Genomic DNA, 24,217 nt, shown 5'->3' on the forward strand with positions numbered 1-24,217 from the left:
CCACCCGGAGACCGTCGCAAACCTGGGTGGTCATCATGTCGCCCGCCAGAAAGGTCGGCGGGCGTATGGCTCAGCGGCGGTGTGCTCCGAAGCGAAGGTGCCGTTCTTCACGGCGGTGCGCGCCGTCAGCATCCGATGGGCGCCGCGTGGAGACCAGCGCATCTGCTAGTTTGGCGCCCTTGCGCCGGTGCAGCAGGCGCTGCACCGTGCTTTCGGTCGTCGCCGTGGAGATCGGCTCGCCCCGGTGCCGGGCGGCGGCGTAGTCGATGATCAGGTCGGCCTGTCCGGCAATATACGTTTCCAAGGCGCGCAGCAGCGTCGCCACTTCCGGACCGGCGGGCTCTCGGCGGCTTTCAGGCTGGCGTCGAGGTCGGGCCAGGAGGTTGCCGATCAAGTCCAGCGCCCGTCCGGTCTGGACATGCCTGAGCCGCCAGCGGACGCGGACCACGGCGTCGTCCAGCATCGTCGCCCGCTCCGCGGCGGCCGGCACCGCCGTGGCCCAGCCCTTGACCGCTTGCGCCACGTCAGGCCACACCGCAGCGGCAGGGCTCAAAGCGAGGTGCGCGCACCTCCACTGTGTCGAACAGCGACACCAGACGGCGGGAGCGGTGGTCCTTGAGCGGACGCGCCGCGCCGCAGTGGCTGCACCGGCGACGGTGGCGACAGTGCGCGTCGGCCTGGGCGGTTACCAGGACGTGCTGTACGCTGGCCAGGATCACCTTGCCCTCGGCCAGGCTCAACCCGAGCGTCGCCGACTGACCGACGGCGGAGCGCTCACCCTCGGAGGTCACGTGCTGCGTCACCGTGCCGTCCTCACCCGTCACCGCCACCATCACCCGCCACTTCATTGCGCTCCCGGGTTCGCTGCTTTCCCTGTGCGCTTTACCATCCTCCCCCAGGTTTGAGACGGCCTCGCTACTCAGGCCCCCTCTCCTATCCGCGCGACACGATCCGCCGAGCTTGAATCAGAGGTTATCGTAAATCAAAATTTATGTATAATCCGACTTGGGCCCTCCCAAGGCCCTTTCCAAATCACGTGCATCCAAACCGCTCAGCGGGGGTTTCGACGTCCAATCCGATCCGCGCAGCACCTTGCCAGGCCGGATACAAGGCGGAAGAGATCACGAGAGCATTGCAAGGAGATCGATTGATGCGTCTGGAAGATATGCAACGCCGCTTGGCCGGCGCCGGAGTCGGCACCATCGGCACCGATCTGTTCGTCCATTCCATGCCGGCCGAGGTGATGCGGGGCGTCATGCTCAACGTTGGCGCCACCATCGACAGCCTCTACTCCATGCCGGCCGAGGTGGCGCGAGGCATGACGCTGACCGTCAGCGCCGCCGGTGATGCGGCCAACCACGAAATCCCCGGCTATTGGCCGGCCGCCTCGTTTCAGATCATTGTGCGCGCGATATCCCATGAAGATGGTTTTGCCCTGATGGAACGGGCCATCGAAGCCGCCACGATCACCCAACCGACCACGCTCGGGCCTTACCGCATCAACCACGCCCGCCCACGCCACGATGTGGTCGTCGGTTCGCGCGCGGACGGTAACGGCCTGGAGTTTACCGTCACATTCGATGTCAACCTCGTCGCCATACCGCGATAGTAAATTAAAATTGATTGACTACACCATGGCGAAACCCTATCCTCTCCTGACAGCTGAGCTTCCAACCGCAAAGAGGTCCACAAGACATGTCTGACGCCAAAAATGTGAAGATGGGAGTCTGCAAAATCACCTACGGTGGTGTCGACCTTGGCTACACCAAGGGCGGCGTCGATGTGGAGGTGGCGACGGAAACCCATAAGGTCACGGTCGATCAGTTCGGTTCGACCGAGGTCAACGAGTACATCATGGGGCGGAACGTCAAGGTGAAGGTTCCGCTGGCCGAAACCACCTTGGAAAACCTCATCAAAGTCGTGCCGGGGGCTAGCATGGTGGGGGCGACCGGTGCCAAGGCGACCGGTTCCATCACGTTCACCAGCCAGCCTTCGCCCGGCGACACCATCGTGGTGAACGGCGTGACCTTCACCTTCCGCACCGCCATGCTCGGCGGCGAGGACATCATCATCGGCGCCAACGTAGCCGAGACGGCTCTGAACACCACGGCCGTGCTGAACGGTTCGGCCAATGCGTCGTTGTCAGTGGCCACGTATGAGGCCGGTGACGGCGGCGTCAGCATCTCCCATCGGGTGATCGGCACCGGCGGCAACACCTTCACGCTGAGCAAGACCGGTGCGAACATCACTGTTTCCGGCTCGGCGCTCTCGGGGGGCACGATCGGCGACGCGGCCCGCGTCGAGGTGGAGACCGGCGTCGGGCGCTCACTGCTGGACAGCGTGCAGCGACTCGTGCTGCATCCGGTCGCCCTGCCTGAGGGCGACCAGTCCGAGGACTTCGTCATCCCGCGGGCGGCGACCACGGGCGCTCTGCAATTCGCCTACAAGGTGGATGCCGAACGCGTCTACAATGTCGAGTTCCACGGTTACCCGGACCCGGCAACGAAGCTGCTGTTCGTCGTAGGCGACGCCGCATAGTAAATCAATATTGAATTATGGAGCGGCAGAAGGACCTGCCGCTCCGCCAATTTCCTCCTCTTGCAAGGACGGCGGCATGCCAACGTTTCTCGATCTGGACAACCTGCCCACCGGGGCAGCCGAACGCGTGCTGAAGCTGAACGGCCGGGAGCATACGCTCAAGCCGATGAGCGTGGCCGACTTCATCGAGAACACCCGGATGATCCAGGCGCAGGGCAATACGCTCGAACTGGCCCAGGAGTTCGAGCTGATGATCACGCTCATCCAGCGTGGTTTCCCCACCATCGCCAAGGATGAACTAATGGGGCTCACCCTCCCACAGCTCAACAGGATCCTGGATTTCACCCAGCCCGGCGAGGCCGACGAGTCTGCCGGACCCAGGAAAAACCCTCGGACGCGGGGGAAGTGATCGAACTCGATTTCGGGTTCGTCTTCTCCCGCGTTCTCAGGGGTTATGGGCTCGGCTACTGGGAATTGATGAGCCTCCCGATCCGGGCGTTCTGGCTTTTGCACCGCAATCTCGACCGCGTCACCGCGGAAGAGGATCTCCGAGCGATGACCGGAGCTATCTGCGCGCTGAACGGCGACGCCTATCGCGAACAGGCCGCGGGACTCCGGGAGCGGATCGGTCAGGTCGTCCTCACCATCGACACGACATACGACCGCCAGGGGCTCCTCGAATTGAAGGATCTGGCAAACAGCATGAAGGGGTAGTCCATGACCGCATACAAGGTCCGCCTCGAACTGGAGCTGGTCGACGGCTCCTTCAAAACCCGCCTGTCGCAACTCGGCCAGTCGATCAAGGGCTTCGAGCGCAACGTCAAGCCCACCCTCGATGCCTTCGCGGTGTTCCTGGACGCGGCGGGCAAGAGCGGCAACGCTCTGCGCAAGCTGTCGAGCCAGGCCGACGACGTCCTCGGGAAGATGGAGAAGGTCCGGAAGGCGACCGCCGACCTCAAGAGCGTGGCGGCCAACCCCGCGGCGGCCGACACGCCGCCGTCCGCCGGCGATGGGAAGAAGGCCGCCGCGCCAGCGAACGCAGGCGAGAAGGCTCCCGACTCCAAGGCCATAGGCTTCGATGAGCTGTTGCGCTCGTGGGGCGACACCAACGCACGCCTGAAGAAGGAAAGCGGTGCTTGGTTGACCGACATTTCCGCCGAACTAAGCAAGCAACTGGTCACCGGCAAGTCGAACTGGAACAAGGTCCGCACCACGGCCCTCACCGGCTTGGTCCAGATCGAACTGCAGGCGGTGATGAGCCAGCTGTTCAGCGGCGGACTGTTTGGCTGGATCGACAAGGGACTCAAGCTGCTTCCGGATGCCATCGGCAACTTGTTCGGCTGGCTGACCGGCGACACCGGCGGCAAGGGCACGGCCGCCGCGACCGGCAGCAATGCACCGGTGGTCCAGGCTGCCGCCGCCACCTCCGCGGCGACGGAGCAGCCGGCTGGTACCGGGAAGGAGGCCGCCGCTCAGCCGGCCGGTGGTGGAGACACCGCGAAGGACAAGAACAAGCAGTCCTTCGACGATCTGATGAGCGACTGGGGCAACACCACCAAGAACCTGAAGGAGAAGGGGGCTGGCTGGCTGACCGACCTGTCCGCACGGCTGAGCACGCTGGTGGTGACCGGCAAGGCCAAGTTCGGCGATCTCACCAAGACCATTCTGACCGGCCTCGTCGAGATCGAGATCAAAGCGATGATGAGCAAGGTGTTCAGCGGCGGGCTGTTCGACTGGATCGACAAGGGGCTCAAGGTGATACCCGATGCGACCGGCGGCCTGTTCAGCTGGATCAGCAAAGGGCTGAGTTGGCTTACGGGGTTCGCAACTGGCGGCGGTGGACTTGCAACGACACCTGGTTGGGAAAACTTCACCGGTGCATACCACTCCGGAGGCATCGCCGGACTTGAACCGACCTTCTCGCGTCTGGTGCCGGCCGGCCTGTTCGCCAACGCCCGGAAGTTCCACACCGGCGGTTTCCCGGGCCTACGCTCAGACGAGGTGCCGGCCATCCTGCGCAAGGGCGAGGGCGTCTTCACGCCGGAGCAGATGGCCAGCCTGGGCGGCCAGGTGGTCAACCAGACGGTCAACGTGAACCTCACCGCCGCCGGCGGCACGCCGCAGCAGAACAGCGACCTCGCCGAACGCATCGGACGCCAAGTGCAGGAGCAACTGCGCGGCATGGTCGCCGGCGAGATCCGCCAGCAGATGCGGCCGGGCGGCATGCTCGCCGCGTAATATAAATCAAGTATGATTTATTTGACCGATCCGGAGCCACCATGCAACCGCTGACCCTGACACCCCCGTTCAACCCCACGGTCGGGACCGACATCCACCCCGAAATCAAACTGATCAAAGCGGATTTCGGCGATGGATACCGCCAGCGCGCGCCCGACGGCCTCAACCACATCCGCTACCTCTACCAGTTCGTCTGGGAAGGGCCGGTCGCTGAGATCGATGAGATCCTCCTTTTCCTGCACGAGCGGGGCGGAACTGAGGCGTTCCTCTACACGCCGCCCGGCGAGTCACAGGCGAAGACCTTCGTCTGCCAGGAATGGAGCAAGAGCCGCAACACGCCGCTCGCCAAGCTCTCCGTCAAATTCACCCAGGTGTTCGACCGATGACGCCGGCCAACATCGCGCAGGAAGCGCAGAAACTCGCAAACGATCCCTACGTCGTGCTGTTCCGCATGGACGCGGCAGCGCTCGGCGGCGGCGTCTATTGCTTCACGCAGTCGACGTCCGAGGGCGCGCCGGTGACGTTCGGCGGCATCACCTACACGCCGGTCGACATCGACGCCGAGGGGTTCGAGTGGTCCGGCGTCGGGTCGCTGCCGACACCGCGCATCCGCGTCTCCAATGCCGACCGCATGGTGGGCTCGATCGCCAACGAATACGGCGACCTTCTCGGTGCAGTGCTCTACCGCATCCGCACGTTCCGCCGCTTTCTCGACGGCCAGCCCGAGGCCGACTCCAGCGCCACCTTCCCGATCGACGTCTACAAGGTCGAGCGCAAGGTGAGCGCCAACAAGGTCTTCGTCGAGTGGGAGCTGTCGGCGGCGATGGACCAGGAGGGCCGCATGCTGCCCGGGCGCCAGATTCTGCGGGACGCCTGCACCCATCGCTACCGCCGCTTCGACGCCAGCGCCGGCACGTTCGACTATACGAAAGCCACCTGCCCCTTCACCGGCAGCGGCGGCTTCAAGCCGGACGGCACGCCGTCCGCCGCCGCCGCCGACGCATGCGGCAAGCGGATCTCCGACTGCCGGCTGCGTTTCGGCACCGCGGCACCGTTGCCGACGCGCGCCTTCCCCGGCGTGGCGCGCCTGAGGATGTGATCCCATGAAACCGACGCGAAAATGCATCGCCGACATGCAGGCCCACGCGCTGGCCGAGTTCCCGCGCGAGGCGTGCGGCCTGATCGTTCGCGGCCGCTACTTGCCGCAAGCCAACACCGCCGCCGATCCGCTCAACGGCTTCATCGTCGCCGATGGCGTATGGCGCTCGTACGAAGGCCGGGTTCAGGCGGTCGTGCACTCCCATCCCCATCGCGCCAGCGACCCGGAAGCGGCGCGCATTATGCCCTGGCCATCCAAGAGCGACATGCAGGGCCAGATCGCCACCGCGGTTCCCTGGATCATCATCGCCACCGACGGCATCCGGGCCTCGGAGCCGATCATCTGGGGCGACGAGCACGACGTTCCCGAATTGATCGGCCGCGAGTTCCGGCACGGCGTCACCGACTGCTACGCGCTGGTGCGCGACTGCTACCGCACGCGCTACGGCGTCCTGCTGCCCGAGGTGCCGCGCGACAACGCGTGGTGGGACGCCGGTGAGAACCTCTACCTCGACAACCTCGAACGCAACGGCTTCGTCCGCATCGATGCGGGCGAACTCAAGCCTGGCGACGGCGTGCTGATGCAGATCCGTTCACCGGTGCCGAACCACGCCGGCGTCGTCGTCGAGAACGGCCTCGTGCTGCACCACCTGCAGGACCGCCTGAGCCGGCGTGAGCCGCTCGGTCCCTGGATGAAGCACGTCACGCACGCCCTCCGCCACAGGAGCCTCGCCTGATGCCCACCATCGTTCTGCACGGCGCGCTGAAGCGCGAGTTCGGCGGCCCATTCTTCCTCGACGTCCGCGACGCCGCCGAAGCGTTCCGCGCGCTGGAAGCCAACTTCCCCGGCCGATTCTTCGCCGCCGTCCGCGACGGCGTCTACAAGATCGTCCGCGGCCACCCCAGGACGGGAATGCAACTGGGCGAGGACGAGCTGCGCTTCGGCCTCGGCGGCAGCGACCTTCACGTCATGCCGCTGCCGCGGGGGTCGGGCAACAAGGGCGGCGTCAAAGTGGTGATCGGCATCGCCATCATCGCCGTGGCAATCATTGCCGCCCCCCCTACGGGTGGAACCAGCTTGGCGGCCGCGATGCAGGCGGAGGCAAGCATCGCCGGAGTGGGGATAGGCGTATCCTACGGCGCCATCGCCAAGTTCGGTGTCATGATGGCCTTGGCCGGCGTGTCGCAGATGCTCAGCCCGCAGCCCAAGGCGCGCAGCCTGGAGGCGGTCGACAAGCGCCAGTCCTACCTGTTCAGCGGTCCGGTGAACCTGACCGAGCAGGGTGGCGCCGTACCGCTCATCTACGGCCGCTGCCGGGTCGGCTCGACGGTCGTCTCGGCCAGTATCGACACGGAAGCGGTCGAGGTCGATACCCCGACCTCCGCCGGCCTCACCATCGACGCCGGCACGCCGACGATGATCGACGAGACCACCGCGCAGTCCATCGTCCATGTGACCTCCACCGGCGCCTACGTCGACCACTACCGGATCGCCGCCATCACCATTCCCGACGTTGGCGTCATCATCGTCGGCGAGGGCGGGAGCAGCGTGCCGGCTCCGGGGCATGGCGCGCTGACCACGTCCGACGGCACCGCGCTCGGCGTCGGCGCCACGGTCACCAAGGACCAGGGCGCCGACGGCCTCATCTGGACCGGCACGCACGCCAGCATCACCGTCACCGCGGTCTCGCTGCTCGGCGCCGACATCGGCACCGGCACGGCCGAGGTCGGTCCGGCGCCGAACGCCAACACCGGCGGCATCGACGTCCATTGATTGGGGAACAGCCATGACAATCTTCGAAGAGGACCTCCTCGATCGCCCGCGGGTGCGCGGTTCCGGCGGCGGGGGCAAGGACGGCGGCGGTTCGGGGGCGACGGAAGACCCGAACACCCTGCAGTCCCGCGCGACGGCGCGCATCATCGACCTGCTGGGCGAAGGCGAGATCGCCGGCCTGGTCGACGGCGCCAAGAGCATCTACTTCAACGACACGCCGCTTCAGGGGCCGGACGGCCAGAACAACTTCCAGGGCGTCACCTGGGCGTGGCGCTCCGGCCTGCCCGACCAGCCGCACATCGACGGCTTCGCGGCGGCCGAGACCGAGCAGGCGGTGTCGGTCGAGGTGACGGCCAGCCAGCCGGTCGTGCGCACGATCGCCGACCCCAACGTCGATGGCGCGCGCGTCACCATCAACATTCCGGCGCTGGTCAACCAGGACACCTCCAACGGCGACCTGCACGGAACGAGCGTGCGCATCGCCATCGACGTGCGCGCCAACGGCGGCGCCTGGACCACGAAGGTCGACGACACCATCACCGGCAAGACGACGAGCGGCTACGAGCGCGCCTACCGCATCGCTCTGGCCGGCAGCGCGCCGTGGGATGTCCGCGTGCGCCGGATGACGCCGGACAGCACCTCGGCCGCGCTCAACAACAAGACCTATTTCAGCCACTACTCCGAGATCATCGACGGAAAGTTCACCTATCCGGATTCCGCGCTGATCGCGCTCACCATCGACTCCCAGCAGTTCGGCAGCCAGGTGCCGACGCGCGCCTACGAGGTCAACGGGCTGAAGGTCAAGGTGCCGGCGAACTACGACCCGACGGCGCGCACCTACGGCGGCCTGTGGAACGGCACGTTCAAACTCGCCTGGACGGACAACCCGGCCTGGGTGCTCTACGACATCCTGACCAACCCGCGCTACGGCCTCGGCGACAGCATCGCCGCCACCCAGGTCGACAAGTGGTCGCTCTACCAGATCGCTCAGTACTGCGACCAGGGCGTGCCGAGCGGCCGGAAGAACGCGGACGGCACCGACATCCTCGAGCCGCGCTACACCTTCAACGGCGCCATCGTCGGGCGCGAGGACGCCTACCAGGTCGTGCAGGCGATCTGCTCGGTGTTCCGTGGTATGGCGTTCTGGGCGGCGGGCTCGGTCTGCGCCAAGGCCGACATGCCGGGCGACCCGGTGAAGCTCGTCAGCCCGGCGAACGTGCTCGGCGGCACCTTCACCTATTCCGGCACGGCGCTGAAGGCTCGCCACACGGTCGCGCTGGTGACGTGGAACGACCCGGAGGACGCCTACAAGCCGACCATCGAGGTGGTCGAGAACCCCGAAATGATCGCCCGATACGGCTGGCGGCCGATCGAGATCACCGCCTTCGGCTGCACCAAGCGCTCGCAGGCGCGGCGCATGGGGATGTGGATGCTCGACAGCGAGCAGCACGAAACCGAGACCGTCACCTACGAGGCGAGCTTTGACCACGCCGACGTCAGCCCCGGCGACCTGATCTCCCTCGCCGATCCCAGCTACGCCAACGCGCGCTTCGGCGGCCGTCTGGCGGCCATCGACGCGGCGGGCACGCTGCTGACCCTCGACGACGCGGTGGACCTCGACGCCGGGCAGAGCTACTCGCTGTCGGTGGTCCTGCCGGACGGCACCATCGGCACGCAAACGGTCGTCAACGCCGCGGGCGCCGGACGCATCGACCGCCTTTCGCTGAGCGGACCCTTCGCCCAGCCCCCGGAGCCGAACGCCATGTGGGTGCTGACGGCGAGCAATCTGGCGCCGCGCCTGTTCCGCGTGCGCGCCGTGCGCGAAAAGAGCAAGAACACGTACGAGATCACCGCGCTCCGGCACGATCCGACGAAGTACGCCCGCATCGAGAACGGCCTCTACATCGCCGAACCGCCCTACATCCGGCCGACGAACGAAATCCCGGCGCCGGGCAACCTCACGGCGCAGGAGGCCCGCTATCAGAAGAACGGCGCGCCGCGCTCGCGCGTCACGCTGTCGTGGAGCGCCGCGGAGTACCAGTACCTCACCGGCTATCGACTGACCGTGATCACGCCGTCCGGCGCCGTCTACACATACGGTCCGCTCAACACGACGAGCTACGACCTCGACGACGTGGAGATCGGCGCCTACCGCTTCGAGGTCCGCACGGTGGCCTGGAACGGCTCGACGTCGCGGCCGGCGGTGCTGGCGCTGACGACGCGGGGCTGGGAGGAGATCCCCGACCTCTCCGTCAGCCACCTCCAGGTTGATGGCCAAGGCGCCGACACCACGTTCTCGACGCGCGATCCGCTGTTCACTTGGCGCGGCAACTTTCCCGACACCAGCTGGGAGCTGACCAGCGAGCCGGGAGCCGGCGCCGGCCGGGTGGACCCGCGTTTCCGTGACTACGTGGTCCGCATCTACGACCCGGCAACGAAGACGCTGCTGCGCACCGAGTACACGACCAAGCCGGAGTTCCGCTACTTCCTGGAGATGAACCGCGCGGATTCGGCGCGGATCGGCGCGGCGGCGGCGCGGCGGCGCATCCTGGTCGAGGTGGCGATCCGCGACACCTTGTGGCGTGAAAGCCGGGCGACGCGGCTGGAGGCCTACAACCCGCCGCTGCCGCTGCCGAAGAACCTCAACGTCACCTCCGGCATCGGCGTCATCCTCATCACCTTCGACCTGCCGGACGAGAACGATTTCGCCGGCACCTACGTTTGGCGCAGCGAGAGTCCCGGCTTCATCACCGACGCCGACCACGTCGTGGCCCAGGGGCGCGACAACTCCTACGTCATCCCCAGCGATCCCAACATCGGCTATTACGTACGCGTGGCGCACTACGACGCCTTCGGCACCGACGAGGCCAACATCACCGACGAGATATTCGTCGAGGCGGCGTTCATCGTGGACACCACGCCACCCGATCGCCCGGACAAGCCCCAGCTCACGACCGGGATGGGAGAGGACGGCAAGGCGCGCGTTACCGCGACGTGGAACGCCTCGACGGCGCGCGACTTCGCGCAATTCGAGATCGCCATAAAGCGGACCGACGAGGGCGAAGATCAGTGGCAGTTCGTTACCACGACCGGCACCTCGTACACCTGGACGGTTGATCCCAACGTCTCCTACGACGTGATGGTCCGGGCGGTGGACAGCTCCGCCAACCGCAGCGCCTATTCCGAGATCGCCACCATCGTTTCGACCAGGGACAGCACTCCGCCGGCTCCGGTCACGGACTTGGCGGCCGACGCCGGCTTTCGCTCGGCGTGGCTGACGTGGACGAACCCGTCGGATCCCGACTATGCCTACGCGGAGATCTGGGAGGGCGCGACGAGCAATCGCGACGCCGCGATCCGGCTCGGCACCCAGGCCGGCACACCGGGGGCGCAGAGCGTCGCCACGCGCTCCGGCCTGCAGCCGGGCGACCGGCTGTTCTACTGGGTACGTCCGGTCGATACCTCCGGCAACGCCGGCGACTGGACCGGTCCGGTCGAGGTGATGCCGGCAAGCCTCCAGCTTCCTGACTTCCCCGCCGACTTCGGCCCCATCCCGTTGGTGAGCCAACTGCCGGCCGACGGACCGCAGACGGGCGTGCAGTACGCCTTCCTGACATCCGACCAGAAGCTCTACAAATGGGACGCGGAGACGCAGCGCTGGAAGCCGGCGTTCGACTTCACGGAGATTGAGGGGCAGATCGCCGAAGCGCAGATCGGCAGCGATAGCATCTCGACGCCGAAGCTCAAGGCCGGTTCGATCACCACGGCCAAGCTCGCGGCGGGCGCGGTGACCGCCGACCAGATCGCCGCCAACGCGATCACCGCCGGCAAGATCCAGGCCGGGGCCATCACCGCCGACAAGATCGCCGCCACCGCGATCATCACCCAGCGCGCGCAGATCGCCAACGCCATCATCGACTCCGCCCACATCGCCGAGATCGACGCCTCGAAGATCCGGGCCGGATCGGTGCTGGCCGGGTCGGTGACAGTGAACGGGCAGGCACTGGGCGACGTGGCGACGGCCGTGGGCGACCCGACGGTGAGGATCAACCAGGGCAGCACCCGCATCGATCCCGGGAAGATCACCATCGCCGGCTCGACGACGCTGGGCGACTGGCGCGCCGGGCCGAACTCGGCCGAAATCAACGGCGGCGCCATCTCGGCCAACACGATCAGCGCCAACAGGCTGACCATCGGCGCGCGGGGCATCGTCGCCGGCGGCGGCCTGCAGTTCGAGCCGCGGCGCAACGAGAACAAGGTCGTCTGGACCGCCGGCAACATCCAGTACATCGACGAGAACGGCACCGTCGCGAAGGTCGACGTGTCTGGCGGCGAAGCGTACGGCGCCAATCACATCTATTGGGTGCGCGGCAGCAATTCGCTGTCGGCCAGCTCCGACCACATGCAGTCCATCGGCAACGACCGGATCCGGCTGGCGTCGTACTACGGCGGCTCGAACCTCGTGGCGCATTTCGGCGGGACGATCATTGACGGCGAACGCCTCGTCACCGGCTCGATCACCGCCAACCAGATCGCCGCCAATGCGATCAGCGCCCGCCACATCGAAGCGCAATCGGTTACCGGCGCGCATATCCGTTCCAATGAAGTCATCATCAACAGCCAGAATCAGCTGGGCCTGCGCGTCGTCGGCAGCGCGCAGATCGACAACTTGGCGGTGGACCGCGCCCACATCCGGGACCTGACGATCAACGGCCAGAAGATCGAGGACTTCGCCGTCAGCAACATGAACGCGGCGCAGGGGACCACCTCGGCCACCGTGTCGTTGAGCACCACCGGCAAGCGCGTGCTCATCACGGCGGTCCGCGGGGCAATGAAGTCGTCGTTCAGCGTCAACGGCGTGTCGCAGGGGGGCGGCGACAGCGGCGGCATGGCGGCTTCGTTTGGCTGGACGCAGACGCCGATCAGCTTCGCCACCGCATTTATCGAGCAGCCCGGACCGGGCGTGCACTCATGGACGACCTACAACACATGGTTCGGCGACTACCTGTCGAACGAGTATTACTTCAATCACTATTGTGCCATTTCTGCCGTGGAGCTGCGCAAATGACCACTCGCCCGGACTGGATTTCCCGATCGACGTCCTACAGCGGCCCGGTCCCCAACCGGCACGGTCCATCGCCCGGCGATTGGGACGTCCTGCATTACGACCCGGCCACCGGCCGCATCGTGCAGACCGGCAACTGCGCGCCGTTCGACCTGGAACACCAGCACGTGCCGGATTGCGACTGGCTGGTCGGCAAGGCCGACCTGCATGCCGACTACGTCGACCTGTCCGGCCCGCAGCCGGTGGTGCGCCCGCGCCCTTCCGCACCGACTAGCCTGCTCGACCTGCCGTCCCCTGCCACAGTGACCGTGCGCAGCAACGCGCTCGGCACCAGCGAGAGCTACACCGTCGAGGACGGATCGTTCGAGTACTCGGACGCGCCCGGCCGCTACACCATCACCGTCCAGGCTTGGCCGCATCTGGATGCAACCTTCGAGGTGGACCTGTGAAGATCCTCAAGACCCGCACCCGCGAGGAGATCGCCCGCCTGCGCGAGCGGCGTTACCTCACCCTCTGGCCGGCGGCGCAGCAGCTCGAAGCGCTGAACGACGCCCGGAACGGACAACCGGAAAAGCTGGAGCGTATGCAAGCCGACTTCGCGGCGATTCGCGAAGAGTTGCCGTATTCGTGACTAGCGTAATCAATCATTTTTGATTTATAGAACCTGACAGCCTCTGAAAGGAGGGTTGCATGTCTCAGTATCGCACCGGTTCGGTCAACGTCACCAACGGTTCCCCATTCGTGATCGGCGTCGGCACGGCTTGGTTGAGCGAAGTGCAGGCCGGACAGCAGTTCTCGATCCTGCGTTCCGGCGTCGCCTACACGGTCGCCAGCGTGGAATCCGACACCCGGTTGACCCTGTCGGCGCCCTACCGCGGCGCCGGCGCGCTCGCCGCGCAATACACGATCACCCGCGACTTCACGCCCTACTACAACATTCCGTTCCCCGGCTACGGCGACATCGACACCGCCGCTCTGTGGAAGGAGGCGGTCACTCGCATCGAGCAGGCCATCGTCGAGCAGGACACCGGGCTGACCGTCATCGAGAGCCGACAGGTAACGGTGCCGCCGGCGACGCCCGATGAGCGCGTGAACTACATCGTGCCGGCCGCCGCCCAGGGCGCATGGAACGGCCAGACGGACCGCATCGCCGTCTGGGACCAAAGCGTCTGGAAGTTCATCCAGCCCAAAGACGGCTGGCGCGTCTACCTGCGTGACGAGTCCTACATCGACTACGTCTACGACACCGTCGCCGGAGTGACCGGTTGGCATCCTGGCCAGCAAGTCGGCCAGGCGGTCGCCGCCGCGCAGGCAGCGCGCGACGAAGCGACGGCATGGGCCACGAAGACCGACGGTCCGGTGTCTGGCGGCGCGTACTCCGCGAAGACGCACGCGCTGGAGGCCGCCGCGAGCGCCACGGCGGCGGAGGCGGCCCTGTCGGGCATCGATGCCCAGCTGGCCGATGCCCAGATCGCGCGCGATGCCGCTGTGGCTGCGCGGGACGCGGCCATGGTCGCCGGGATCGACGCACGGGATGCTAGCACAGCGGCCGCGACCTCCGCCGTGGCGGCCGAATCGGCGCACCTCGCGGCGGAGGCGGCGAAGGACGCCACACTTGCCGCTCAGGCGGAAGCCCAATCGGCCGAAGCCGCGGCGGCGGCGGCGCAGCTGGCCTCGCAGACCGCCCGCGACTTGTCGCAGGCATGGGCGACCAAGACCGCTGACACGGTCGATGGCGTTGAATGGTCGGCCAAGCACTACGCCGCGCAGGCCGGTGGCTATCTGGCAATGGTCAATGCCGCCTGCGCCGCCACCGAAGCCGCGGCGGCGCAGGCAGCGACCAAGGCCGGGGAGAGCGCGACCAGCGCCGTGCAAGCCACACTCGGCGCCACCACGGCTTCGATCAAGGCGGGAGAGGCGGCAGCGTCCGCCGCCTCGGCCACCCAGAGCACCATCGACGCGCTGTCCGCCAAGGGTGATGCGGTGAACGCCCGCGACCTGACCAATCAGGCCCGCGACCTGGCGCTGTCCTACCGGCAACTCGCCCAAGCCTACGCCGAGACCGCCGGGGGGCAGCAGGTCGAGCCGGGCCTTTACTCGGCCAAGCACTGGGCGATGCGGTCGCAGGAGTCGGCCGAGCAGGCGGCGCTCGTCGTCGGCGGTAACAACTTCGGCATTGTCGGCGACGGCACGGCGCAGCGGCTCACCGCCACGGCACCGGGCGAACTGTTCCATCTCGTCGGCGGATCCGCCACCCAGCTCGTCTTCAACGCCGCCACCAAGTCGGTGACCTTCAATACCGTTCCGGGCGCCATCGAACATCAGTCCCTGGCGGGCACCGGAGCCAACACCCATGCGCAGATCGACGCCCACCTCACCAACACCGCCGTGCACGTGAGCAGCCCGCTCCTTGCTGACGTTGGCAAGCTGTGGAAGGCGAACGGGGCGGGCACGGCGGCGTGGTCCCAGCTGGTCTGGTCCGACCTCGACGCCGCCACGTTGCCGACCGCGTTGGCCGATTATGGCATCACCGACGCCTACACCAAGGCGGAGACCTACGCCAAGTCGGAAACCTATGCCAAGACGGAAACCTATGCCAAGGCTGAGGTCTACACCAAGGCGGAGACCGACCAGAAGTTTACCGGCCTGATCGGCGGGGCCACCCCGGAGCAGCTGGACACCCTGTACGAGATCACGCAGTCGTTGAACAACGACGCCGACCTCGCGGGCACGCTGGCGAGCCAGATCGCCATCAAGGCCAACAGCGCCGATGTCTACACCAAGACCGAGACCGACAGCGCGATCACGACTGCTGTCTCGGCGCTGTCGCCGAACTCGCTGTCGGCCGGCGACAGCATGCTTGTCCTGACCGACACCGGCAGCGACGCCACCGCCACCTTGACCCTGGACGGTAACGGTATCCTGAAGGCCGGATCGTCTGTCGTGTTGAGCCTGCCCATGTTCGGCGTGGCGGGGACCGACACCACCGCTAACCGCAACTATCTCAACCTGTACAACCCGCGAGGCGGCATCCGCTTCGTCGGCGCGAACTCGGCAACGTCGCAGTCGGGTACTGCCGGATTGGCGTCCATTCAAGGCGGCTTCGCGGCGGCGGGCTCGGGCTTGAGCGGTGCGGGGGCTTCGGTCAACGGCGGCACCGGCGACGGCGTAGGCAACGGAGGCGGAGCGATCCTTTCGGGTGGGACGGCCGGCGTCACCGGCAACGGTGGCAACATGACGGCCGCCGGGGGAAGCGCGGGCACCACCAGCGGCAACGGGGGCAACGCCACTGTGCAAGGCGGCTCGGCCACCAACGGCAACGGCGGCAACGCCACCATGCAGGGTGGTTCCTCCGCTAACGGTAATGGCGGCGCGGCCAGCCTTATCGGTCGCAACGGCACCGGGACCAACAGCAATGGCGGTAACGCCAACGTCACGGCGGGCAACGCCTCGGGCAGCGGTACCCCCGGCAACGTCAACCTGACACCGGGTACGGGCGGGGTCGTCAAGCTCGGCGGCACTCTCACGTTCGCAGACGGCACCACGATGACGACGGCGGCGACCGGCTCATCGTCTACCCAGGTCACCGCGCCGATCTACGCGGCCAGCGGCAACCCCATCGCCACCGTCACCGCCAAGGAAATCCGCGCGGTCTATGAGCAGATCGCCGGGGCAACCTTCAACCTCGACTACTCGGTCGAGGCCAACTACATCCAGCAGGACGCCGCCAACGGTACCGACCTGACCGGCGGTGCCTTCGTGCTGCACAACACGGGCGGCGCGGCGGCTGATAGCAACACCAAGCTGCTGATCCACGCGGATGGCCTGAACGGCTCCACCGAGATCGTGGACGAGCGCGGGATCACGCCGTTCGGCACCTCGTGCATGTTCCTGGCGGACGATGCCTACTTCAACATCCCGAAGTCCTACAAAATGGCTTTCGGGACGACGCAGGACTACACCATCGAATTCTGGGTGCGCCCCGAATATGCCCCGTCGATGGGCGAGGGGTATGTCTTTGATCTGCGCGACTCCAACACCGGGGACTCGCGCGGGGCCGCATACCTCTCGTACAACTATGGCACCAGCAAGTTCAGCACCGGCGGCGCAGCCGGTATGGTAGCGAGCGCCACCAGCGCTGTGCAGCAATGGCACCATGTCGCCGTTGTCCGCTACAACGGCACCCGCACGCTTTACGTGGACGGTGTGAACCTCGGTTCGACCGCCGACACCACCAACTACATCAACTCGCAGATTTGGTTTGGTAAGCCGACCGGGCCGGGGCCGAACGGCTACAGCCTCAACGGCTGGCTGTCCAACTTCCACGTCTCCAAGAAGGCCCGCTACACCGCCAACTTCACTCGACCGAGCGTCGAGTTCACCCGCGATAGCGACACCGTCTATCTCTTCAAGGGCTACGACGGGCATGGTTCGCAGTTTATCCGCGACCACAGCAAGAGCGGGCACGAAGTAGCGATCCTCGGGGCAGCAGCGATCAGCAACACCCGTTCCAAGTTCGGCGCGACAAGCCTCCTCTGTGATGGAACGTCGAACGCCGGTGCGATTGTCGGGTTCTCCAAGGCGCACAACGACTTCAACATCGGCGCGGACGACTTCACCATTGATGGGTGGGTGTATCCGGTTGCGAACTCTGCCTATTGGACATTCTTCAAGATCGGCAATGACAGCCCCGAAGAGAACGGAGCGCTTCTCCAGGTGGCTCCCGGTGGGTCGTTGCTCGTCTACCTGAGCACCGGGTCCGGATGGAACATCGCAAACATGGTTTCGTCGGGCACGGTCACCGCCGGACAGTGGACCCACCTCGCGCTGATGCGGTCTGGGTCCAACATCTATGTCTTCGTGAACGGCGTCGTGACCCAGACCTTCGCAGTCGGAACCGCTGCGCTTCCGTGGGGCAACAAGATGCTGTGCCTTGGCCGGCAGTATACCGGCAACAACGTACTCAACGGTAACATCGACGGGTTCCGCGTCAAGCGCGGCGAGGCAGCGTTCAACACCGCCGGTTTCACCCCGCCGGTCGCGCCCCACACCACCGATGACCGAACGGTCCTGCTCCTCCATTTTGAGGGTGCCAACGGTGACAAGGTGACGCTGGACAGCAGCGAGAGCAGCTACGGTAACAATGCGTACGGTGACACGACGACTCCGGCCCTGGCCTTCAACAATAGCGCGGCGCTGGCGGCGACCTACACGCGGGGAGGCCACGGCACCAGCCTCCTGCTCAATGGCACCAACCAGTGCGCTTTTATTCAAATGGCGCAGCCGGCGGCGGGTCATCCTGCGTACTTTGCGACAGGCGAACAGTTCTGCATCGAGGGGTGGTTCTACATCGCATCGGTTGGTGTATCGGGGCCGGTGCTATGGTCGCTGAATGACGATAGTGGAGGCAGCTCCGGGGCGCTGACCTACCTGTGGGTCAAGACCGACGGCTCTCTACAGTTGAGCGTAAAAGGGAACGCGGTCAATTTCACTGGTGTCACGGTGACAACCGGATGGCACCATGTCGCCCTGGTTCGCGACTCCGCCAGCTGGATAGCTTACGTTGACGGCACGTCGTCTGCCCGTGCCCCCGCCACTATTTGGCCTACTCTGTCTTCTGGTACAGCCTACCTAGCCTTAGGCAGCGACCGTGCCATCGGCAACTACCTCAATGGAGCTATCGACAGTGTACGTCTCACCCACGGCAAGCCGCGCTACCAGTCCAACTTCACGCCCGATAACCTGACCCAGGACGATGACACCGCGCTGCTGTGGGTGTTCGACGGCGCGGTCGGCCAGAAGTGGGTCAAGGAACTGTCGAAGAACACCGCCTTAATTCAGGCGACGAACGCCAGGACGGTGAGGGATGGGGTGTGGTTCACGACGAACAGCGTCGGCATCTCGACCGCGCAGACGAAGTACGGAACCGGCTCTATGAAGTCCGGATTGATCTCCGGCGGAAAGGGCATCCTCGTTCCCGACGGGTCGGTTCCGGAGTTCGGCTCGCAGAATTGGGTGGTCGAGTCGTGGGTCTACAAGCTAGACACCGGCGGCGGATCGTTCGTCAAAAAGGCCCTGCCGTCCGGCTCGAACTACGGAGGCATGTATATCAACTTCACTATCGGAGGTATCCACCTCTACATCACCAGTAACACCTCCTCCTGGGAGGTGGATGCGGACCTGTTCACGTCGGGACTTACCACTAACGCATGGCATCACCTCGCGATTGTGCGCTCGGGCTCTACCATCCGTGGCTATCTAAACGGTACCTTAGCAGGGTCGGTGTCGTACGCTGGCAGCATCTATGACTCCAGCCAGCCGCTCTGCCTTTTCGGAGACGAGAGTGCGTCCACAGTCAACGCCTACTTCGACGAGTTCCGTCTGTCGATGGGCACCGACCGGGGCTGGACTGGCTCGACCATCACCGTGCCGACCATGGCCTACGGCCAGCAGTACGTGACCGGCCCCTACTACGTCACCACGGCGGACGCCACGAAGATCGACCTGTCGGCCTGGGAAAGCCTGGACAGCGTCACCGTCAACGAGACGATCAACCCCGGCACCTCGATCAAGTATCTGGTCAGCTTCGACGGCCGCGCGACGTGGAAGTATTGGACCGGCTCGGCGTGGACGGCCACGACGCTCGCCAACATCGAGACGGTCGGCAACACCTCGGCGCAGCTGGTCACCGGCCTGCTCACCTGGGCTCCGGCGATTGGTACCACGGTGGACATCGCCGCCTCGCTGAAGACCACCAACCAGAGCTACACCCCGGTCTTGGACGGCATCGTGCTCGGCACCGACCAGTACGAGATCATGACGCCGCGCCTCGACTACACAGTGAAGCGCAATTTCAAGGGCGGCATCAGCCAGCCGCACGTGATCAGCCGGGTGCGGGCGGGCAACGCCAACCATGTCGTCGAGTACGTCGGGTAAGGAGACAGCGATACTGCATTTCCTTGCATGGGCCATGTTGCCGGGGGCGCAAGCCCCCGGTACCGTGCTATTTCGATGTCGTAATTTATGATTGATTTGTTGGACAGGGAAGGCTTCTGCCTTCGGCGGGAGGCCACTGTGCTCCCCGACCTGGAACCCCTCCAGGCAAAATGCGAGTTTTCCGGCAAGATTGCTGACCTGAAGCGGGGAGATCTTGTCGATGAGGAAATCGAAGTTCACCGAGGAGCAGATCGCGTTTGCCCTTCGGCAAACCGACCTGGGAACACCCGTGGCGGAGCTCTGCCGGGAGATGGGGGTGAGCGAGGCAACTATTTTCGTTGGAAGCAGAAGTACGGCGGGCTTGGGCCTTCCGAGCTGCGCAAGATGCGCCAACTCACCTGGACTTTGGCCAATTTTCAGGGTTCGGATCAGACGTGAATCCAGAAATTTGGCTCGTTGGCGACGTAGTCGAGAGCCTGGTCGAGGGCAATGGTCGCGATCCCGAAGGGGACTGTCAGGAATTCCGTCTACGGGCCGGTTGTGATCAGGGTAGCGTGAACCGGTCCTCGAAGAGGATGGCGAGCTGAGCGCGGGCCATGCCCCACTCACGTGGCGGCATCTTCCAGTCTTTCGAGGCTTGGTTCAACACCAGATACAGCAGCTTCATGGCGATCTCGTCGGTGGGGAAGTGCCCGCGGGTGCGCACAGCGCGGCGCAGCTTGGCGTTGAGCGACTCAATGGCATTCGTCGTGTACACGATGCGATGCACGTCATCGGGGAAGGCGAAGAACGGGATCACCGCCGCCCAGTTCCGCCGCCACGCCATGGCGATCGCCGGGTACTTGCCGCCCCAGGGGCTGGCGGCGAACGCCTCCAGGGCCCGCTCGTCGGCATCGGCAGGTGGCCCGGCAGGTCGCCTTCAGCGCGGCGGCAACCGCCTTGCGCTCCTTCCAGGAGACGAACTCCAGCGATCCGCGGATCAGGTGGACGATGCAGGTCTGCACCTGAGCCTGCGGGAACACCGCCGTGATCGTAAGCGGCTGGGGAACGCCCCTCAAGTGGTGGCGGGCTCCGGCGCCATGCTCCAGGGCAGGAATGCATTGTAGTCGGTGAGGTCGCGGTCGCGCCCGATGGCATCCAGGACGCGGGTCAGCCAGAGGCGCGGCAGGAAGGCCGCCGGCAAGTGTGCTATTCCAACCCGGCGATCAGGATGCCGGACAGGGCGAGCATTCCGGCCCATTGTGCCGCACGCCCCGCTCCGCGCATTGCCTCACCTTGACGTCCGTCGTTCATTCGACTGCCACACTGTGGTCGACCACGGCGGGCCGCGCGGGCTTGCGCAGCAGCAGCACCATCGGCATCACCGCGAGCGACAGGATCATCAGCAGCTTGAAGTCGTCGATGTAGCCGATGATCGTGGCCTGCTGGGTGATCAGCCCGTCCAGCGCGGCGCGACCGGCGCCGGTCAGCGGGTTGAACATGCGCTCGACCGCCGGGGCCTCGAACAGGCGGTTGAACGGCGTCACGTGGGTGGCGATGTCGGCGTGGTTGGCCTGGATGTTCCGCGTCAGCAGGGCGGTGACGATGGAGATGCCCACCGCCGAGCCGATGTTGCGCGACAGGTTGTACAGCCCGGTCCCGTCGCCACGCTTCTCCGGCGCCAGGGTGGAGAAGGTCACCGTGGTCAGCGGGACGAAAAGGAAGCCCAGCCCCGCCCCCTGGACGAAGCCGACCCGGATGATGGTCCATTGCGAGACGTCGGGCGTCCAGCCGGTCATGTCGTACATCGCCCAGGCGGTGATCGCCAGGCCCGCCGACAGCAGCCAGCGCGTGTCCACCCGTCCGATCAGCTTGCCGACCAGGAACATGCAGACCATGGTCCCCAGGCCGCGCGGCCCCATGACCAGCCCCGCCGTCACCACCGGGTAGCCCATCAGCGTCTGCAGGTAGGGCGTCATCAGCGCCAGCGAGGCGAGATAGGTAATGCCGACGACGAAGATGAAGAGCATGCCCACCGCGAAGTTGCGGTCGAGGAACAGGCCCGGTTTCACGAAGGGATCCCTGGCGGTGAAGGTGTGCGCCAGGAACAGGTAGAAGGCCGAGGCCGCCACCAACGCCTCGGCCTGGATCTCGCCCGACGAGAACCAGTCTAGCTGCTCACCACGGTCGAGGAAGAGCTGCAGGGCGCCGATCCCTAAGCTGAGCAAACCGAAGCCCAGCCAGTCGAGCTTCGCCGACGCCTCCTGCCGGCTCTCCGTCACGAAGGCGGTGACGCCGGCGAAGGCCAGGGCGCCGATCGGCACGTTGATGTAGAACACCCAGCGCCAGCTCGCGTGGTCGGTGAGCCAGCCGCCGATCACCGGACCGAGCACCGGCCCCACCATCACCGACACGCCGAACAGCGCCATGGCCGAGCCACGCTCCTCCGGTGTGTAGATGTCCAGCAGGATGGCCTGCGACAGCGGCACCAGCGCGGCGCCGAAGAAGCCCTGCAGCAGCCGGAACAGCACGATCTGCATCAGCGACTGCGCCAGCCCGCACAAGACCGACGCGGCCACGAACCCGGCGATGGAGAGATTCAGCACCCGCTTGCGGCCGAAGCGGGTCGCCAGATAGGCGGTGGGCGGAGTCATGATCGCCGCCGCCACGATGTAGGAGGTCAGCACCCAGTTGATCTGGTCGGCGCTGGCCGAGACGCTGCCCTGGATGTAGGGCAGCGCCACGTTGGCGATGGTGGTGTCCAGCGCCTGCATGATGACCGCCAGGATCACGCAGGCGGTGATCGCCCCGCGGTTGGCGACGGGTGCGCTGCTACTCATGGCTTCCGGCGTGCGCGGTGCCGAACAGGGACGCGGCGAACTCGGGCAGGCCGCGGGCGTGCCCGGTGTCCACGTCCACGGTGACGCTCATCCCGACGCGCAGCGGCGGCTTGCCCTCCGGCGTGTCGATGCGAACCCGCATGGGGATGCGCTGCACCACCTTCACCCAGTTGCCCGAGGTGTTCTGCGCCGGCAGCAGCGAGAAGCTGGCGCCCGACGCCGGGCTGATGCTGTCCACCGTTCCGTGCCACGTCTCTCCCGGATAGGTATCGACGGTGATCGTCACCGGCTGGCCCGGACGCACATGGGTGAGTTCCGTTTCCTTGGGCGAGGCCTCGATCCAGGCGTGGTCGGCGGCGACCAGGCTGAACGCCGCCGTGGCCGCCGGCAGGTATTGCCCGACCTGCAGCGACGGCACCTTGGTCACGACGCCGTTCGTCGGTGCCCGCACCACGGCGTGGGAGAGCTGGCGCGCGACCTCGTCGCGGGCCGCGACGGCGTCGCGCAGGCGCGGGTGCTGCTCCATGGGGGCGTCCGGCCGGCCGTTGAGGTTGGCGGCGATGCCGGCGAGCTGCTGGTTCAGCGAGGCCAGCTTCTGCTGCGCCACCTCGGTGTTGTGCCGCGCCTGATCGTAGGCGGCGCGCGAGGCGAAGTTGCTGCTGGCGAGCTGCTTCTGCCGGTCCAGTTCGGTGGCGTAGAAGGACAGGTCGGCCTGCGCCTGGGCGATCTGCGCCTGCATGTCGCGGTAGCTGGCCTGCAGCGCCGCCAGTTCGTTGCGCACGATGCCGATCTGCGCGTCGGCGCGCTCCAGCGACAGCCGGAAGGGCTGGTCGTCGAGCCGGAACAGCACGTCGCCCGCCTTCACGATCTGGTTCTCGTGGACGGCGACCTCCGCCACGATGCCGGACACGTCGGTGGCGACGCCGATCATGTCGGCCTGCACGTAGGCGTTCTCGGTGGACATGATCTGCCCGCCGGTCACGTATTCATAGCCGCCGGCCACCAGGGCGAGCGGCAGCAGCGCGAACAGCAGCGGACGCAGCCAGCGGCGCTTCGCGGGGGTGGCGGCCGCACCGCCCTCGGACCGGGCGGCGCGCTCGGTTACCGTGCTTCCGTCAGCCATGGGAGGAACTCGGCTCTTCGACCGGGCGTTCGCACGCCGCGATCAGGTTGGATTTCATGGTGATGAGCGCCCGGAAGAGCGCCTCGCGGTCGGCCGGCGGCACACCGTCCAGCGCTTCGGCGCGCGTGGCCTCGCCCAGCGTCCGCATGTCCCCCAGCAGCGGGTGGGCCGCCTCGGTGAGGTGCAGGAGCCGGATGCGGCGGTCGGTCGGGTGCGGGCGCCGCTCGATCAGGCCGATGGCCTCCAGCTTGTCCAGGAGCCGGACCAGGGTGATCGGCTCGATGTCCAGCAGCTCGGCGAGGCCTCCCTGATGGATGCCCTCGCAGGTCGCCAGATAGGCCAGCACCTGCCATTGCGAGCGGGTGAGGCCGAGATGGCGGGCGCGCTGCTCGAAACGCTTGCGCAGCAGGCGCGCGGTGTCGTGCAACAGAAAGCCAAGGGTCGGGTGGACGTGTTGGGGCATCGGCGGGCCATCAATCAATAAGCATGCTTATAATATGCATGCTTCCGATGTGGGCAAGGGCGTCACCATGGTTCCCGGCCGCAAGGCTGGCATGACCGTGCAGCTGCGCTTTCAGTCCGGTCCCACGAAGGCTTGTGGCTTCGATCCGTTGCCGTCTTCGGCA

17 protein-coding genes and 3 pseudogenes are annotated in these 24,217 nt (G+C 66.2%); 14 read left to right on the plus strand and 6 right to left on the minus strand.

Going from position 1 to position 24,217, the window contains the following annotated elements; all coding sequences use genetic code 11:
* Positions 1 to 33: 33 nt before the first annotated feature.
* A pseudogene (locus tag ACRWK7_RS01050) lies at positions 34 to 848 on the minus strand (hypothetical protein).
* Positions 849 to 1,150: 302 nt separating this feature from the next.
* Here ACRWK7_RS01050 and ACRWK7_RS01055 point away from each other — a divergent pair.
* From ACRWK7_RS01055 to ACRWK7_RS01120, 14 genes and pseudogenes are all read left to right on the plus strand, one after another.
* On the plus strand, positions 1,151 to 1,609 hold the full coding sequence (locus ACRWK7_RS01055; protein WP_431854307.1) for a hypothetical protein: 459 nt from the start codon (positions 1,151 to 1,153) through the stop codon (positions 1,607 to 1,609).
* Between the two features lie 86 nt (positions 1,610 to 1,695).
* Positions 1,696 to 2,538, plus strand: coding sequence for a hypothetical protein (locus tag ACRWK7_RS01060; RefSeq protein ID WP_431854308.1), 843 nt, complete (start codon positions 1,696 to 1,698; stop codon positions 2,536 to 2,538).
* Between the two features lie 76 nt (positions 2,539 to 2,614).
* Positions 2,615 to 2,947 carry a hypothetical protein gene (locus tag ACRWK7_RS01065; protein ID WP_431854309.1) on the plus strand — a complete coding sequence of 111 codons (333 nt, stop codon included), beginning with the start codon at positions 2,615 to 2,617 and terminating at the stop codon, positions 2,945 to 2,947.
* Complete coding sequence (locus ACRWK7_RS01070; RefSeq protein ID WP_431854310.1) at positions 2,944 to 3,252, plus strand: hypothetical protein; 309 nt, start codon at positions 2,944 to 2,946, stop codon at positions 3,250 to 3,252. Before ACRWK7_RS01065 ends, ACRWK7_RS01070 begins: the two co-directional genes overlap by 4 nt.
* Before the next feature lie 3 nt (positions 3,253 to 3,255).
* Complete coding sequence (locus ACRWK7_RS01075) at positions 3,256 to 4,776, plus strand: phage tail tape measure C-terminal domain-containing protein (protein ID WP_431854311.1); 1,521 nt, start codon at positions 3,256 to 3,258, stop codon at positions 4,774 to 4,776.
* 41 nt (positions 4,777 to 4,817) lie between these two features.
* The gene (locus tag ACRWK7_RS01080) at positions 4,818 to 5,162 is read left to right on the plus strand and encodes a phage tail protein (RefSeq protein WP_431854312.1); all 345 of its coding nucleotides are present in this window, start codon (positions 4,818 to 4,820) and stop codon (positions 5,160 to 5,162) included.
* Entirely contained in the window at positions 5,159 to 5,875 is a 717-nt protein-coding gene (locus tag ACRWK7_RS01085; RefSeq protein WP_431854313.1) for a phage minor tail protein L, read from the plus strand. Before ACRWK7_RS01080 ends, ACRWK7_RS01085 begins: the two co-directional genes overlap by 4 nt.
* Positions 5,876 to 5,879: 4 nt before the next feature.
* Positions 5,880 to 6,611 carry an NlpC/P60 family protein gene (locus ACRWK7_RS01090; RefSeq protein ID WP_431854314.1) on the plus strand — a complete coding sequence of 244 codons (732 nt, stop codon included), beginning with the start codon at positions 5,880 to 5,882 and terminating at the stop codon, positions 6,609 to 6,611.
* Complete coding sequence (locus ACRWK7_RS01095; RefSeq protein WP_431854315.1) at positions 6,611 to 7,648, plus strand: hypothetical protein; 1,038 nt, start codon at positions 6,611 to 6,613, stop codon at positions 7,646 to 7,648. The genes ACRWK7_RS01090 and ACRWK7_RS01095 overlap by 1 nt, the downstream gene beginning before the upstream one ends.
* A gap of 13 nt (positions 7,649 to 7,661) precedes the next feature.
* Positions 7,662 to 12,716: a TipJ family phage tail tip protein gene (gene gpJ / locus ACRWK7_RS01100; RefSeq protein WP_431854316.1), complete on the plus strand. Its 5,055-nt coding sequence runs from the start codon at positions 7,662 to 7,664 to the stop codon at positions 12,714 to 12,716.
* Positions 12,713 to 13,162, plus strand: coding sequence for a hypothetical protein (locus ACRWK7_RS01105; RefSeq protein WP_431854317.1), 450 nt, complete (start codon positions 12,713 to 12,715; stop codon positions 13,160 to 13,162). The genes gpJ and ACRWK7_RS01105 overlap by 4 nt, the downstream gene beginning before the upstream one ends.
* The gene (locus ACRWK7_RS01110; protein ID WP_431854318.1) at positions 13,159 to 13,344 is read left to right on the plus strand and encodes a hypothetical protein; all 186 of its coding nucleotides are present in this window, start codon (positions 13,159 to 13,161) and stop codon (positions 13,342 to 13,344) included. The genes ACRWK7_RS01105 and ACRWK7_RS01110 overlap by 4 nt, the downstream gene beginning before the upstream one ends.
* A 59-nt stretch (positions 13,345 to 13,403) precedes the next feature.
* Complete coding sequence (locus ACRWK7_RS01115) at positions 13,404 to 19,649, plus strand: LamG-like jellyroll fold domain-containing protein (protein WP_431854319.1); 6,246 nt, start codon at positions 13,404 to 13,406, stop codon at positions 19,647 to 19,649.
* Positions 19,650 to 19,869: 220 nt separating this feature from the next.
* A pseudogene (locus ACRWK7_RS01120) lies at positions 19,870 to 20,045 on the plus strand (transposase); the annotation flags it as partial.
* Positions 20,046 to 20,193: 148 nt separating this feature from the next.
* On the opposite strand, the pseudogene ACRWK7_RS01125 reads toward ACRWK7_RS01120, so the two are convergent.
* The 5 genes and pseudogenes from ACRWK7_RS01125 to ACRWK7_RS01145 all read right to left on the minus strand — a co-directional run.
* Positions 20,194 to 20,707 (minus strand): annotated as a pseudogene (locus tag ACRWK7_RS01125) (transposase); the annotation flags it as partial.
* Entirely contained in the window at positions 20,704 to 20,832 is a 129-nt protein-coding gene (locus tag ACRWK7_RS01130; RefSeq protein ID WP_431854320.1) for a hypothetical protein, read from the minus strand. The pseudogene ACRWK7_RS01125 and the gene ACRWK7_RS01130, both read right to left, overlap by 4 nt.
* Positions 20,833 to 20,938: 106 nt before the next feature.
* Positions 20,939 to 22,468 (minus strand): DHA2 family efflux MFS transporter permease subunit, encoded by a 1,530-nt coding sequence (locus ACRWK7_RS01135; protein ID WP_431854321.1) that lies wholly within the window; start codon positions 22,466 to 22,468, stop codon positions 20,939 to 20,941.
* Positions 22,461 to 23,591 (minus strand): HlyD family secretion protein, encoded by a 1,131-nt coding sequence (locus ACRWK7_RS01140; protein ID WP_431854322.1) that lies wholly within the window; start codon positions 23,589 to 23,591, stop codon positions 22,461 to 22,463. Before ACRWK7_RS01140 ends, ACRWK7_RS01135 begins: the two co-directional genes overlap by 8 nt.
* Positions 23,584 to 24,054 carry a MarR family winged helix-turn-helix transcriptional regulator gene (locus ACRWK7_RS01145; RefSeq protein ID WP_431854323.1) on the minus strand — a complete coding sequence of 157 codons (471 nt, stop codon included), beginning with the start codon at positions 24,052 to 24,054 and terminating at the stop codon, positions 23,584 to 23,586. The genes ACRWK7_RS01140 and ACRWK7_RS01145 overlap by 8 nt, the downstream gene beginning before the upstream one ends.
* Positions 24,055 to 24,217: the final 163 nt, after the last annotated feature.

It is taken from the genome of Azospirillum sp. (assembly GCF_050789165.1).